Annotated in this window: 12 protein-coding genes and 1 pseudogene; 11 read left to right on the forward strand and 2 right to left on the reverse strand. The window is 66.2% G+C overall.

Translation table 11 applies throughout. The features are described 5' to 3' along the window. The first annotated feature begins 17 nt into the window (after positions 1-17). From ABNX41_RS14315 to ABNX41_RS14325, 3 genes are all read left to right on the forward strand, one after another. The gene (locus tag ABNX41_RS14315; RefSeq protein WP_438670408.1) at positions 18-1,289 is read left to right on the forward strand and encodes an extracellular solute-binding protein; all 1,272 of its coding nucleotides are present in this window, start codon (positions 18-20) and stop codon (positions 1,287-1,289) included. A gap of 68 nt (positions 1,290-1,357) precedes the next feature. Next, positions 1,358-2,233: a carbohydrate ABC transporter permease gene (locus tag ABNX41_RS14320; RefSeq protein WP_438670409.1), complete on the forward strand. Its 876-nt coding sequence runs from the start codon at positions 1,358-1,360 to the stop codon at positions 2,231-2,233. A gap of 71 nt (positions 2,234-2,304) precedes the next feature. Then, a complete protein-coding gene (locus tag ABNX41_RS14325; protein WP_438670410.1) occupies positions 2,305-3,111 on the forward strand; it encodes a BtpA/SgcQ family protein in 807 nt (268 codons plus the stop codon). A gap of 487 nt (positions 3,112-3,598) precedes the next feature. Here the strand turns inward: ABNX41_RS14325 and ABNX41_RS14330 are convergent, their stop codons facing one another. Then, positions 3,599-4,282 (reverse strand): TetR family transcriptional regulator C-terminal domain-containing protein, encoded by a 684-nt coding sequence (locus ABNX41_RS14330; RefSeq protein ID WP_438670411.1) that lies wholly within the window; start codon positions 4,280-4,282, stop codon positions 3,599-3,601. Positions 4,283-4,430: 148 nt separating this feature from the next. Here ABNX41_RS14330 and ABNX41_RS14335 point away from each other — a divergent pair, with 148 nt between their 5' ends. From ABNX41_RS14335 to ABNX41_RS14370, 8 genes are read left to right on the forward strand one after another with little or no spacing between them, the layout of a single operon-like run. Further along, the gene (locus ABNX41_RS14335; protein ID WP_438670412.1) at positions 4,431-5,276 is read left to right on the forward strand and encodes a uracil-DNA glycosylase family protein; all 846 of its coding nucleotides are present in this window, start codon (positions 4,431-4,433) and stop codon (positions 5,274-5,276) included. A 7-nt stretch (positions 5,277-5,283) separates the two neighbouring features. Then, the gene (locus ABNX41_RS14340; protein ID WP_438670413.1) at positions 5,284-6,918 is read left to right on the forward strand and encodes a GMC family oxidoreductase; all 1,635 of its coding nucleotides are present in this window, start codon (positions 5,284-5,286) and stop codon (positions 6,916-6,918) included. Continuing rightward, positions 6,915-7,265: an NIPSNAP family protein gene (locus ABNX41_RS14345; RefSeq protein ID WP_438670414.1), complete on the forward strand. Its 351-nt coding sequence runs from the start codon at positions 6,915-6,917 to the stop codon at positions 7,263-7,265. Before ABNX41_RS14340 ends, ABNX41_RS14345 begins: the two co-directional genes overlap by 4 nt. 5 nt (positions 7,266-7,270) lie before the next feature. After that, entirely contained in the window at positions 7,271-8,302 is a 1,032-nt protein-coding gene (locus ABNX41_RS14350) for a BMP family ABC transporter substrate-binding protein (protein WP_438670415.1), read from the forward strand. A gap of 5 nt (positions 8,303-8,307) precedes the next feature. Beyond that, on the forward strand, positions 8,308-9,897 hold the full coding sequence (locus ABNX41_RS14355) for an ABC transporter ATP-binding protein (RefSeq protein ID WP_438670416.1): 1,590 nt from the start codon (positions 8,308-8,310) through the stop codon (positions 9,895-9,897). Further along, positions 9,894-10,937: an ABC transporter permease gene (locus ABNX41_RS14360; RefSeq protein ID WP_438670417.1), complete on the forward strand. Its 1,044-nt coding sequence runs from the start codon at positions 9,894-9,896 to the stop codon at positions 10,935-10,937. The genes ABNX41_RS14355 and ABNX41_RS14360 overlap by 4 nt, the downstream gene beginning before the upstream one ends. Next, positions 10,925-11,812, forward strand: coding sequence for an ABC transporter permease (locus ABNX41_RS14365; protein ID WP_438670418.1), 888 nt, complete (start codon positions 10,925-10,927; stop codon positions 11,810-11,812). The genes ABNX41_RS14360 and ABNX41_RS14365 overlap by 13 nt, the downstream gene beginning before the upstream one ends. Then, positions 11,813-13,291, forward strand: a complete 1,479-nt coding sequence (locus ABNX41_RS14370) for an amidohydrolase family protein (protein ID WP_438670419.1) — start codon at positions 11,813-11,815, stop codon at positions 13,289-13,291. Between the two features lie 188 nt (positions 13,292-13,479). Here ABNX41_RS14370 and ABNX41_RS14375 read toward each other — a convergent pair. Continuing rightward, positions 13,480-13,585, reverse strand: a pseudogene (locus ABNX41_RS14375) (IS5/IS1182 family transposase); the annotation flags it as partial.

The following is a 13,585-nucleotide window of genomic DNA, read 5'->3' on the forward strand; positions in this document are numbered from 1 at the left end:
ACAGAGAGGAAATTCCAATGAAATCCAATGCTTTCCTTGTCTCTGGCAGCCTTGCTGCCGCATTCTGGGCCAGCACCGCGCTGGCGGATGGCGTGACGCTTCGCGCCCTGATGGAAGACGTGCCCGAGACGAAGATCATCGAGGCGCTGCTGCCCGAGTTCGAGGCCGAAACCGGCATCAAGGTCGAATTCGAAAAGGTCGGCTACGGCGATATGCATGACAAGCTGATCGCGCAATTGGTCGTCGGCGAGAGCTATTACAACCTCTTGTCGGTCGATTTCCTCTGGGCGGGCGAATTCCCGGCCGGCGGCTGGCTGGAAGATCTGAACCCCTATGTCGAAAAGACCGGCTTCGACATGGCGCCGGTCATCCCCGCCATGCTGGACCTGCTGGGCCGCACCGATGAGGCGATGCCGATCCTGCCGATGTATAACTATTCGATGGGGCTGATCTATCGCACGGATCTCTTGGAAAACGCCGATCTGGCGGCGAAATACGAAGCCGCCACCGGCAAGACGCTGGCCGCGCCGGAAACGCTGGAAGACTATGTTGCCATCGCGAAATTCATGAAGGCCGAGGGCGGCGTGAACGGCGCGGCGATGCAGGGTCAGCGCGGCGACCCCAATTCGATGGAGTTCTCCAACTATCTTTTCGCGGCGGGCGGCGAATACCTGGCGGACGATGGGTCGGTCGTCCTGAATTCCGATCAGGGCAAACAGGCGCTGACCTTCTACACCGACATGATCGCGAACGCGGCGCAGACCGGCGCGCTTTCGGCCACCCTGGACGATACGCTGCGGCTGATGTGCGCGGGTGAAAGCTTCTCGATGGTCACCTATTGGTGGATGCTGCCGCAGATCGACAATCCCGAGACCTGCCCGAACGTCGCGGGCAATGTGTCGATCTCGGTGATGCCGGGCGGCCATGGCGAAAGCGGGGGCTGGGGCTGGGGCATTCCGAAAAACATCCCCGATGACCAGAAAGACGCGGCCTGGACCTTCATCTCCTGGGTTCAGTCGAAGGAGACCTCGGTGAAACGCGCGCTGGAAGGCCATGCTCCGGTGCGCTCGGACGTGTTCGAGGATCCGTCGGTTCTGGCGAAATACCCGTTCTACGCCCAGGCGGGCGAGATCGTGGCCGCAGGCAAGAGCTTCCCGATCTTCACCTACACGCCGCAATACCAGGACGTGATCGGCACCCAGCTTTCGCTTGCCGCCAGCGGCGATGCGACGGTCGAGGCCGCGCTGGAGGCTTCGGCGAAGGGCCTTGAGGAACTGCTCGGGAAGTAAACCCGTCTGCCCCCGGGCCCAGGCCGCGGCCCGGGGGCATCACCCGCCATCCCCGGAAGGAGCGCTCCATGAGCGTGATTGCTAGAAACAGGATCCGTGCCGGCTGGGGCTTTGCCGCTCCGGGCCTTGCCATGCTGGCGCTGGTGATGGGGATTCCGCTTTGCTATGCGCTGGCGATCTCGCTTTCGACGATGACGATGATCCGGCCCGATCTGAATTTCGCCGGGCTCGCCAATTTCGCGAAGATCATGTCCGAGCCCTTGTTCTGGCATTCGCTCTGGCTGACGCTGCGCTATTCGGTGGCGGCGGTGATCGGCGAATTCGTGATCGGCCTCGGGATCGCGCTGATGCTGCGCCAGGTCATCGCGATGCGCGGCTTCTATTTCGCGATCCTGACCCTGCCGATGGCGATGGCGCCGGTGGCGGTGGCGCTGATCTGGCGGATGCTTTTGCAGCCCAATCTCGGCATCGTCAATCAAAGCCTCGCGGCGATGGGCCTGCCGATGGTCGACTGGCTGGGCGACAGTTCCATCGCACTCTCGACCCTGATCTCGATCGACATCTGGCAACAGACTTCTTTCGTGGTGCTGCTGCTATCTGCCGGCCTCGCCTCGCTGCCGCGCGAGCCCTATGAGGCGGCGGAGGTCGATGGTGCCGGGCCGTTCCAGCAATTCTGGTATATCACGCTGCCGCTTTTGCGCCCGGTGTCGGCGATTGCCATCGTGATCCAGTTGATCAATGAATTCCGCACCTATGACCTGATCTATGTGCTGACCAAAGGCGGCCCGGGCGTCTCGACCGAACTTCTGTCGTTCTTCGCCTACAAGCGCGCCTTTCAGGGCCTGCAGGTCAATGAGGGCAGCGCCGCCGCTTTCCTGCTGCTGATCATCATCCTGGGAATCACCGTTTTCTTCTTCTGGCTGCTTGAGCGCCGCAGGGCCTGATTCCTTCCCCCAACCCTCTAACCAATTTCCGCCAGAGCGCCGCTCATGATCGGCGGATCAAGGAGAATGACATGACCAAATTCGCCGATCTGTTCCCGGGGATCAAACCCGTGATTGCAATGGTTCACCTGAATCCGATGCCGGGTACGCCGCTTTACGATGCCGATGCCGGGATCGAGGGGATTTATCAGGGCGCGCTGAAGGATCTGGAGGCACTGCAGGCCGCCGGTGTCGATGCGGTGATGTTCGGCAATGAGAACGACCGCCCCTATGAGCTGAAGGTCGATATCGCCACCACTTCGGCCATGGGCTTCGTGATAGGACGGCTGCGCGAGAAGATCCAGAAACCCTTCGGCGTCAATGTGCTCTGGGATCCCGACAGCACCGTGGCGCTGGCGGCGGCGACCGGCGCCTCTTTCGTGCGCGAGATCTTCACCGGCACCTATGCCTCGGATATGGGGCCCTGGACGCCGAATGCGGGCCGCGCCCTGCGCCGCGCGCGCCAGCTTGACCGCAAGGATCTGGTGATCCTGAACAACGTCTCGGCCGAGTTTGCCGCCTCGCTTGACAATCGCTCGCTGGCGGATCGCGCCCGCTCGGCGGTTTTCTCGTCGATCCCGGATGCCGTTCTGGTTTCCGGCGCGATCACCGGGGAATCGGCGAAGATGGTCGATCTGGAGGGCGTGAAGAAGGCGCTGCCCGATACGCCGGTGCTGGCCAATACCGGCGTCAAACATGCGACCGTCGCGGATGTGCTGAAGATTGCCGATGGCTGCGTGGTCGGATCCTCGCTGAAAGTCGATGGCCATACCTGGAATGCGGTCGATCCGAAACGGGCGCAGGAGTTCATGGACATCGTGCGCAAGACGCGCGGCTGAAGGATGGACAGGGTCGCCCGGACGGCCGGGCGACCGACCTGCCTCAGGCCCCGCAAAAGATTGTTTTCCCGAAGAATGGGCGCTGATGATGCGGTCCTCCCCCGATGGCATCAGTAGGCCACGGCTGGGGTCCGCCACAGCAAAGCGGTCATGCCGCAGATTGCCGCTGCCGGGCTCGATCTAGCGAAAAATGCGTGTCGCTTTCGGCGCCTCTTCAATCCCCGCACATGCGGCTTCTGCGTCTGGGAACCTGCTTTTTCACAAAAGGCCGAGGCGGGACCAGGTGTTCTTGCGCCAATTGCCACATCGCACTTTGGCCATGGACGTCGGCGGAAGATCGCCCGCGCTCGCGCCCCGTGCGCCAGCAGCACCGCAATGATCTGCTCTTGCGTGAACCCGCACCGTCCTTCAATCGAGGCCGGACTCCAACCTCAAACAGGCGGCTAGCCTAGGGCCTCCCACGCGACGGCGTTTCGACAAGCCCCGCTCAAGAAGCTCCGGCCTGTTCCCGCACCTCCTCCGGCCCCTCCCTCCATAGCCCCAGCATCGCGATAATCTGTTGGGCTGCCTCGGTGAAATCCACCTTGCGCAGGCGCGGAACCTCCAGTGTGGTTGCTGCCATGGGGGCGAAGTCAGCGTAGAACTGCGTCGTCGACCAGAGCATGATGAAAAGGTGGCGCGGGTCGACGGGGTTGCAGCGACCATCGTCGATCCAGCGCTGCACCACCGCACAGGCGTCACGGGTGATCGACTGGACGTGACGCTTCTGGCGCGGGGTCAGGAAGGTGCCGCCGCGCAGCAGTTCTCCGGCGAAGAAGCGCGACTTCTCGCCGTGCAGGCGCGAGAATTCCAGCTTGTCGGTGACGTAGTCGAACAGCGCCTCGCGCGGGGGCAGTTCGGGATCCAGACGACGCAGCGCCTGGTCCCAGTCCTTCAGCACCTCGCCGATCAGCCGCTCATAGATCGCGGCCTTGGTCGAGAAGTAATAGTAGACATTCGTCTTCGGCAGGCCCGCGGTATCGGCGATTTCCGAAATCGCGGTGCCATCGAAGCCCTTGGCCGAGAACAGGCTGACGGCGGCGTCGAGAATCAGCCGCTCGTTCCGGGCGCGGATGCGCCCCTCGGCATCCTCCTTGCCGCTCAAAGTCTTCGGCCTGATCTGGCGGTTCATCGCTTCGCCCCCGTTTTTTCCTTGATTAGCACGGGATGCTGCGGTGTCAAAGGCTCGCGCAAAAAACTGACGGACTCGTCAGGTTTACCGAAAATAAAACTTGACGTGATCGTCAGGATTTTCACAGACTGGCGCCATGGAGAAACCGATGCCCCAAAAACTGACCCAGGCGATGCGCGAGGTTCTGGAGCGCTGGCAGGACGACCTGCCGCCGCCCTGGCGCACGCCCCTGGGCGATGTCGCCCTCGGCTTTGGGGACATGGATCCGGGCCTGACGCTCGAACCCTGGGAGCCGGTCTTCCCCGCCCGCAAGGGAAAGCGCTTCCCCGGCGCGCCGGACGCGGCCCATGCGCTTCGCGCCTTCGACGGGGTGGAGCCGGGCAAGGTGCGGGCCATCATCCTGGGACAGGATCCCTATCCCGAGCCAACCTCGGCCACGGGACGGGCCTTCGAGATCGGCGCAGCGCGTGAATGGCGCGATCTCGACCGGATGTTCTCGGCCTCGGTCCGGGCCTATACGCAATCGGTCCTGGCCGCGCGGCTGGACCGGCCCGAACTGGCCCGCAGCTTTGCCGACTGGCCGGGCCTGCTCGCGCGGATCGAGAGCGGCGAGATCAAGGTCGAGCAACATCGCAGGCTTTCGGACCGGCACGAAAGCGAAGGCGTGTTGCTCCTGAACGCCTCTCTCACCCTGTCGCGGTTCCGGCGCGACATCGACCCGCATCAGGCCCGGGGCCATCTGCCGCTGTGGCGCCCGCTGATCCTCGCCACGTTGCGCCATGTCGCGGCGCTCGACCGGCCGATCGTGTTCCTCGGCTTCGGCGCCGCGGCGGAGGCGCTGTTCGCCGAGGCCGGTCTGTGCGCCCTGCCCCGACATCTGGTGGTGAACCGCCCGCACCCGGCCTTTGCCGATGATTTCCTTGCCCTGCCCAATCCTTTTGCCGCCGCCAATATACATCTGGACCGGCTGGGCGCCCCCCCGATCAACTGGTAAGAAAACCATGACCGAAACCCATGATTTCATCATTGTCGGCGCGGGCTCCGCGGGCTGCGTGCTGGCGAACCGGCTGTCGGCCAATGGCAGATACCGGGTGCTGCTGCTGGAAGCCGGCCCCCGCGACCGCAACCCGCTGGTGCGGTTGCCGATGCTGATGGGCAAGCTCTTCCACTACGGCATCTACAACTGGAAATACTTCACCGAACCGCAGCCGCAGTTGAACGGGCGCAAGCTCTACTGGCCGCGTGGCAAGTCGCTGGGCGGCACCTCGACCATCAACGGCATGATCTATGTGCGCGGCAACCGGCAGGATTACGACCGCTGGGCGCAGCTTGGCTTGCCGGGCTGGAGCTATGACGAGGTGCTGCCCGCATTCCGCCGCTCGGAACGGCACGAAAGCCGCGACGACGACGCCTTCCACTCGACCGATGGCGAACTGGCGGTCAGCCGGGCCAAGGGGGCCAATCCCCTCTACGACACCTTCATCCGCGCCGGGGCCGAGGCCGGTCTGCCGGTGAACGACGATTTCAACGGCGCGGCGCAGGATGGCGTCGGTCGCTATGATTTCAACATCCGCAAGGGCCGCCGCTGGTCGGCCGCGACCGCCTTCCTGAAACCCGTCATGGGCCGCGCGAACCTGAGGATCGAGACTGGGGCGCTGGTCACCGGCCTGACCTTCGATGGCAACCGGGTCACGGGCCTGCGATACCGCCAGCGCGGCCGCGAGATCACGGTGCGGACGGCGCGCGAGGTGATCCTGTCGGGCGGCACGGTGAACTCGCCGCAGATGCTGATGCTGTCGGGCATCGGCCCGGCGAAGCATCTTGCGCAGCACGGCATCGCGGTGCAGGCTGATCTGCCGGGTGTGGGGCAGAACCTTCAGGACCACGTCGATTGCGTGATGAGTTGGGAATGTCCCCAGCCGGTCACGCTTTATCGCGACCTGCGGGTGGACCGGCTGACGCTCTCCATGCTGCAGGGGATGATCTTCGGCACCGGCATCGTCACGACCTTCCCCTACGAGGCCGGGGCCTTTCTTCGGACGCATCCGGGCCTTTCCGCGCCGGACGTGCAACTGCATTTCATGCCCGCTCTGGAAAAGACCGCGAACCTCAACTTTCCCAACCCGTTCCGTCGCCAGCGGGTCGAGGCGAACCACGGTTTCACCCTGCGTGTCGGCCCGGTGAACCCGGCCAGCAGGGGCAGCGTCGAGCTGGCCTCGGCCGATCCGACGCTTCCGCCCAGGATCATGCCGAACTACCTGTCGGACGACTTCGACATCCGCACGATGATCGCCGCCATTCGCCGGACGCGCGAGATCGTCGGCCAGGCGGCGCTCGCGCCGTTCCGGGGCGCCGAGCTTGCCCCGGGCGCGGCGGTGGACAGCGATGCGGCGCTCACCGGCTGGCTGCGCGCCACGGCGATGACCACCTTCCACCCGGTCGGCACCTGCAAGATGGGGGCCGAGGGCGACCCGATGGCGGTTTGCGACGCACGCCTGAAAGTGCGGGGCGTCCAGGGCCTGCGCGTCGCCGACGCCTCGGTCATGCCGATCATCTCCAGCGGCAACACCCATGCACCCGCCGTGATGATCGGCGAACGCGCATCGGACTTCATCCTGGAAGAGGCCCAAGCATGATCGTCGAGCATCGCACCTATACCTTCCGTCCCGGCACGGTGCCGGGCTGGCTGGAGAAATACGAGACCGAGGGCCTGCCGATCCAGAAGCGCCATCTGGGTCGCTTCGTCGGGCTCTATGTCGCCGAGATCGGGCGCCTCCATACCATCGTGCTGATCTGGGCCTATGACAGCCTCGCCGACCGCGAGGCGCGACGGGCGGCGATGTATGCCGATCCGGATTGGAAAGACTTCATCGCATCGGTCTGGGCGCTTGATGCGATCGCCTCGCAGGATGTCATGATCATGACTCCGGCCTCCTGCTCGCCGACACCAACAATAATCCCGCCCAGGACAACAGAGGAGTAACCGATATGACCGCTTCCCCGATCACCCGCCGTAGGCTGTTGCAGACCTCGGGCGGGCTTTTGTTGACCTCGGGCCTTTTCGCCGCCGGTGCCGCCCGGGCTGCGGGCGGGCTAATTGCGCTGGTCCACACCCAGGCCGCAGGCGATGCCGGGCCGGTGGATTCGATGATCGCCAAGCTGAACCAATTCGCCTCCGAGACGGGCATGACTGCTCGCGCGGTCTATGCCCAGGACCCGGCGACCTACGAGAGCATCTTCACGACCTTGAGCGAGGCCGGGGCGGCCATCGTGGTCTCGACCTTCAACGAGGTCGCCGAACCGATCAAGGCTGTGGCGCCGAAATTCCCCGGCACGAAGTTCATCCAGCTTTTCGCCGACCCCTTCGAACCGGCGATCCCGAACGTGACCACCGTCTCCTACGACTATTACCTCGGCTGCTACCTCGCGGGGATCTTCGCGACCCGGATGTCGCGCTCGGGGAAGCTCGGCTTTATCGGCGGCATTTCCATCCCCCCGATCAACGCCGATTTCAACGCCTTCAAGGCGGGTGCCCTGTCGGTCAACCCGGCGATCACCGCGACCGCCGCCTTCGCGGGCAGCTTCCAGGATCCGGCCAAGGGGCAGGAGATCGCCACGCAGATGTTCTCTGACGGGATCGACTTCATCCAGACCGACGCCGCGGCGACCGATTTCGGCATCATCGCCGCCGCACAGGAGGGCGAGGGTCGGCTGGTCTCCTGCCTCGATCCCGCGCAGTTCACCCTGGCGCCGAAGAACCTGATCTCCATCGTTGGGCTCGACTTCGGCGCCTCGCTTTACAACGAAGCGCGGCGGGCGATCACGGCGGATTGGGCGGCGGGCCATGTGCCGACCGGCCTTGGCACAGGGGTCATCGACTTCATCCGCAACCCCGAGTTCAGCGTGCAAGGCCCCGCCGATCTGGTGGCGATGGCCGATGCCGCCATGCCCGAGGTGGACGCGGCCCGCGCAGCGATCCTCGACGGGTCGCTGGCGGTCGAGTTCAACACCGCGCTCTGACGGGCATGGCTGGACCCCCCTCGACGGGCACGCGGGTGCCCGCCCTTGAGGCGCATGGGCTGACCGTCCGCTATGGCAGCTTCACCGCGCTCGACAACGTCTCCGCCCGCTTCGAGACCGGGCTGATCCATGCCATCGTCGGCCAGAACGGCGCGGGCAAGACCACCTTCGCCCGCGCCGCAGCCGGGTTGGTCGCCCCGGCCGGGGGCGACATCTCGGTGCTGGGCGCCCCGCTCGCGGCAGGCGGCGTGCTGGCCGCCCGCATGGCGGGGGTGGAGCTGGTGCATCAAAGCTTCGCCCTGCCCCCATCCTTCACCATAGCCGAGGTGCTGCAATTCGTCGGCCCGCGCCGAGGCCTCTACACCCGCCGGGCCATCGAAGCGCATTGGCAGGGCTGGCTCGACCGGATCGGCATCGACCTTTCCGCCCGCGCCCGCATTCGCGATCTGCCGGTCGAAGCCCAGCAAGCGGCCGAAATCGCCCGCGCGATGGTGTCGGACGCCCGCGTCCTGATCCTGGACGAGCCGACGGCGGTGCTGTCGCCCGAGGGGATCGAGCGTCTGTTCTCCCGCGTCCGCAGCCTCAGGGCGCGCGGCGTGACGGTATTCCTGGTCCTGCACAAGATCCGCGAGGTGCTGGCCATCGCCGATACCGTCACCGTGCTGCGCGGGGGGCGGCTGGTCGCCGGGCCAATGCCCACCGAGGGGCTGGCGGCCGAGGCGCTGTCGGGGCTGATCATCGGCGAGGCGGCGACGAAGCTCGACGCCACCGACCGGGCCGCGCTGACCGGCGCCAACACGGCAGACCATCAGCCCCATGCGCCAGAGCCGCAACGCCCCCGGGCGCTGATCCTGCAAGGCGTGTCCGTCGCCCCCGGCCCCTCGGGCCACGGGTTGGCCGATGTGGCGCTGGAGGTGGGCGAAGCCGAGATCGTCGGCATCGCCGGGGTCGAGGGCAACGGTCAGCGCGACCTGATCGCCGCCATCGCCGGACTGGAGCCGCTGACCGCGGGGACCATGACCCTTTCCGGCAGCCCCTTGCGCCACGAGGGCCTGGCCGCAAGGCGCAAGGTCGGGCTGCGCATCATCCCGTTCGAGCGCAATGTCGAGGGCCTCAGCCTGACCAGCAGCCTGTGGGAGAACTGGGCGGCGGGCGAGATGGTCGGCCGCCCGCTTCTGGCCCCGGCCCGTCCGGGCGCCCTGCGCCGGGCGGCCGAAGCCGCTTTCGCGCTGTGGGACGTGCGCTTCAGCAACGCCGACCAGCCCGCCGGGTCGCTATCCGGCGGCAACGCCCAGAAGGTGATCCTGTCGCGCGAGGTCGATGCGGCAGCACGATTGATCCTCGCCGCCCAGCCGACACGGGGCCTCGACATCGGCGCCACGGCGGGGGTCTGGCAAGCTCTGCGTGGCGCGCGCGACCGGGGCGCGGGGGTGCTGCTGATCTCCTCGGACCTCGATGAATTGTTCGACATCTGCGACCGGATCGTCGTCATGGCATCGGGCCGCGCGGTAGCAGCTTTCGCACCGCCCTACGACATCGGTGCCATCGGGCAGGCGATGGTCGATACCGGGGAAGCGACGGGGAGGATGCCATGACCACCCATCTGACCGCTGTCCTGCGGACCTTCGGCTTCATCCTGCTCGCGCTTTTCCTCTGCGCCGCCATCTTCGCCGCCGTCGGCTTGTCGGCGGGCGACACATTGCGCGGGGTGGTTGAGGGCGCCTTCTTTCGCCCCGGCGCATCGGACCATATCCTGCGCTGGGGGCTGCCACTCCTCATCACTTCGGTGGGCGTCGTGATCAGCTTCCGCGCCGGTTATTTCAACATCGGCGCGCAGGGGCAGTTCTACATCGGCGCCATCGCCGCCGCCTTCGCCGCCGAGGCCTTGCGCGGCAGCCCCGCCTGGCTTGCCGTTCCGCTCTGCCTGATCGCCGGGGTCATCGGCGGCGGGCTCTGGGCGCTCTGGCCCGCGCTTTTGCGTGTGCGCGCCGGGGCGGATGAAGTGATCACCACCATGATGGGCAATTTCATCGCCGCCCTGGCGCTGGTCCATGTCACCTCCGGCCCACTGAAGGATCCTTCCGGTTCCGGCCAACAGGCATCGTCTCGGCCCATCGAGGCCGCGCATCGCATCTCGGAATCCTCCGGCACCTCGCCGATGATCGTCGCGCTGGCGCTGGCGACTGTCGCCCTGGGCTGGTGGCTGACCCGACGCACCGCCTTCGGCCTTCTGTCCGGCCTTGCCGGGCGCAACCCGGTCATGGTCGCATGGCAGGGCGCGCGGGTGGACCGCATCGCCATCGGCGCCTTTGTGCTGTCGGGCGCGCTGGCGGGCCTTGCAGGTGCGGTGGAACTGCTGGGGCCGAACGGCAGGCTGGCAAGCGGCATCCTGCCCACTCATGGCTTCACCGCCATCCTGATCGCCCTGGTCGCCGGGCTCTCGGTGCTGGTGACCGCCCTCGTCGCGCTGTTCTTCGGGGCGCTTGCCTCCTCGGCCCTGTTCCTGCCGGTGATGACCGGCCTGCCCGCCGCCGCCATCGAGATCATCAACGCCTCGATCGCGCTTTTCATCACCGCCCGCACCGATGGGCCGCGGGCCGCCATCCGGCACTGGAGAACCCGATGGAAGACCTGATCGTCGCCTTTCTCCGCTCGGGCACGCCTATCGTCTATGTCGCGCTGGCGGGCGTCATCGCGCAGCGGGCCGGGATCTGGAACCTCGGCCTTGAGGGGCTGATGATCACGGGCGCCTGCGCCACCATCGTCGGGCTGAAGCTGGGCCTGCCGCTGGCGGGGGCCCTGGCGGTCGCGGTGCTGCTTTGCGCGCTGATGTCGGCGCTGCTGTGGGTTGTGGTCGAAGTGCTGAAGGCCAACCAGATCATCGCGGGCCTCGGCATCACCGGCCTTGGCCTTGGCGGCACGGCGCTGGCCCTGACCGCGATCTTCGGCAGCGAGGCGGCGGTGAACGCACCCGCGGGGCTGCCCCGCATCGGCCCGGCCTTCGGCGCCTTCGGCAGCCTGTCGGTGCTTGTCGCCGCCATGCCGGTGCTGGTGCTGGCAAGCTGGCTGGTCCTTTGCCGCACCCGCTTCGGCCTGCGCCTTGCCGCCTGCGGCGAACATCCCTTTGCCGCGCGGGCCATCGGGGTGAATCCGGGCCTGATGCGGCTCTGGGCGCTTCTCCTCGGCGCGCCGTTCTGCGCGCTGGCGGGGGCAGAACTGGCGGCGGGAAGCCTGCAGATGTTTTCCGTCAACATGACCGCAGGGCGCGGCTTCATGGGCTTTGCCGCCGTGATCTTCGGCGCGGGCCATCCCCTGGGCGCCACGCTCGCCGCCTTTTTCTTCGCCTTCGTCGGCGCGCTCGGCATCCGGGCGCAGTTGATGTTCGGCGAAAGGGTACCGTCGAGCCTGCTCCTCTCGCTCCCCTATATCGCCACGATCCTCGGCCTCTGGCTCAGCGCCCGCGTGCGCGGCAAGGGCAATGCGGGACCGAGCGAATTGGGGAGGCTCTAGATGGTACAGATCCTCATCAAGGGTGCGCAGGTCCTGACGCTGGAAGGCGCGGAGGGCTTCCGCCCGCAGCCGCTCGACCTGCTGATCTCCGGTGATCGTATCGAAAGGATCGGCCCCAGCCTGCCTTTGCCCGAGAGCGCGACACTGCATGACGCGCGCGGCAAGCTCATCATTCCCGGCCTCGTCAACGCCCATCTGCATTCCAGCGAGATGTTCTTTCGCGGCCGCTACGAACGCATGGCGCTGGAAACCTGGCTGAACTACGCCTACCCATTCTTCGCCGCCGAGCCGGTGGGCCTGCGCCTGCTCTACCTGCGCTCGATGTTGGTCGCCATCGAGTCTGTCCGCAGTGGCGTCACCATGATCAGCGACGATTTCTTCGACCCACCGCACCATGACATCGAACGGCTTGGGACGGTGTTCCAGGCCTATGGCGACATCGGTATCCGCGCCAACGTCTCCTCGGGCCTGATGAACCTGCCCTATCTGGACACCATGGCCTTCGGCCGCGAGGTGGTGCCACCCGAGGTGCAGGCGCAGCTCGACTTCCCGCTGCTCGCGGCGCGTGACTACGCCGCGTATTGCGATCAGGCCTTCCGCCACCTGCACGGCAGCCATGACGGCCGCTTGCGCTTCATGCTCGCCCCCTCCGGCCCGCAGCGCTGCTCGCCCGATCTGATGCTGGCCTGCAAGGACATGGCCGAAGCCCATGCCGTCCCCTACCACACCCATGTTCTGGAAACGCGGGTGCAGGCGGTGACCGGCACGCGGGCCTTCGGCGGCTCGCTGGTGAAATACATGGATGAGCTGGGGCTCCTCTGGCCCGGCTGCACCATGGCCCATGCGGTCTGGGTGACAGAGGAGGATATCGCCCGGATGGGCGCGGCGAGCGTTTCGGTCTCGCACAACGCCATCGCCAATCTGAAGCTGGGCTCCGGGTTGTGTCCAGTGCGCAAGTTGCTGGAGGCCGGTGTGAATGTCGGGCTGGGGACCGATGGCGCTTCCTCCAACGACACGATGCGTGTCTTCGACGTCATGCGCGTCTCGGCCTTGGCCCAGACCCTGCACGGCGACCGGCCCGAAAGCTGGCTCTCCGCCGCCGAGGCGCTGACCGCGGCAACGGTCGGCGGAGCGAAAGCAGCGCTGCTCGGCGATAAGACCGGCTCAATCACCCCCGGGAAGAAGGCCGACCTGACCTTCCTCGGCCTGACAGCGGGAACGGCCTTCACGCCGCTCTCGGATGCGGTGCGCCAGTTGGTCTATTGCGAGAACGGCTCCTCGGTCACGGATGTGATGATAGACGGCACCTTCGTCCTGCGCGCCGACCGCCTCACCCGGATCGACGAGGGCGCGCTTCTGGAAGAGATACGCGACCACATGGCCGCCTTCCTGGCGCGTCATGCCGAGGTCGAAAAGGCGAACGCGCCCCTGCTTGGATATTTCGCCGAAATTCGCCAGCGCTGCATCGACGCCGCGTAAAGCGAGACCACCCGATCCCGGCGGTTCAAAGCCCGACCAAGGCGGCCGATGTGAACTTCAAGCAACCCGGAAGGCGACAATCACGTTCGGCACGATCCAAGAGACCATGGCCGTCCGAGCAGTCCCGAACAACATGAGCTGCGACGGAATGCCCACGACTGAACAACTAGGCTCCAGACTCATTAACTTTAGAGCCAGAAGAGGACGGTTGCGGCGAGCGCGATGGCCGAGAGGAAGACGATGGGGCACCTGTCGTATCGGGTCGCAACCCGCCGCCAATCCTTGAGCCTGCCG

The sequence above is a fragment of the Pseudogemmobacter sonorensis genome (assembly GCF_042762395.1).
In the GTDB taxonomy this organism is placed as follows: Bacteria; Pseudomonadota; Alphaproteobacteria; order Rhodobacterales; family Rhodobacteraceae; genus Pseudogemmobacter; species Pseudogemmobacter sonorensis.

What these genes read in the sequence shown, in the direction of transcription:
- ABNX41_RS14355 (WP_438670416.1), top strand. Translation starts at nt 8,308, where the DNA reads ATGGCTGGACCCCCCTCGACGGGCACGCGGGTGCCCGCCCTTGAGGCG.
- ABNX41_RS14320 (WP_438670409.1), top strand. Translation starts at nt 1,358, where the DNA reads ATGAGCGTGATTGCTAGAAACAGGATCCGTGCCGGCTGGGGCTTTGCC.
- ABNX41_RS14370 (WP_438670419.1), top strand. Translation starts at nt 11,813, where the DNA reads ATGGTACAGATCCTCATCAAGGGTGCGCAGGTCCTGACGCTGGAAGGC.
- ABNX41_RS14360 (WP_438670417.1), top strand. Translation starts at nt 9,894, where the DNA reads ATGACCACCCATCTGACCGCTGTCCTGCGGACCTTCGGCTTCATCCTG.
- ABNX41_RS14350 (WP_438670415.1), top strand. Translation starts at nt 7,271, where the DNA reads ATGACCGCTTCCCCGATCACCCGCCGTAGGCTGTTGCAGACCTCGGGC.
- ABNX41_RS14365 (WP_438670418.1), top strand. Translation starts at nt 10,925, where the DNA reads ATGGAAGACCTGATCGTCGCCTTTCTCCGCTCGGGCACGCCTATCGTC.
- ABNX41_RS14335 (WP_438670412.1), top strand. Translation starts at nt 4,431, where the DNA reads ATGCCCCAAAAACTGACCCAGGCGATGCGCGAGGTTCTGGAGCGCTGG.
- ABNX41_RS14330 (WP_438670411.1), bottom strand. Translation starts at nt 4,282, where the DNA reads ATGAACCGCCAGATCAGGCCGAAGACTTTGAGCGGCAAGGAGGATGCC.
- ABNX41_RS14345 (WP_438670414.1), top strand. Translation starts at nt 6,915, where the DNA reads ATGATCGTCGAGCATCGCACCTATACCTTCCGTCCCGGCACGGTGCCG.
- ABNX41_RS14340 (WP_438670413.1), top strand. Translation starts at nt 5,284, where the DNA reads ATGACCGAAACCCATGATTTCATCATTGTCGGCGCGGGCTCCGCGGGC.
- ABNX41_RS14315 (WP_438670408.1), top strand. Translation starts at nt 18, where the DNA reads ATGAAATCCAATGCTTTCCTTGTCTCTGGCAGCCTTGCTGCCGCATTC.
- ABNX41_RS14325 (WP_438670410.1), top strand. Translation starts at nt 2,305, where the DNA reads ATGACCAAATTCGCCGATCTGTTCCCGGGGATCAAACCCGTGATTGCA.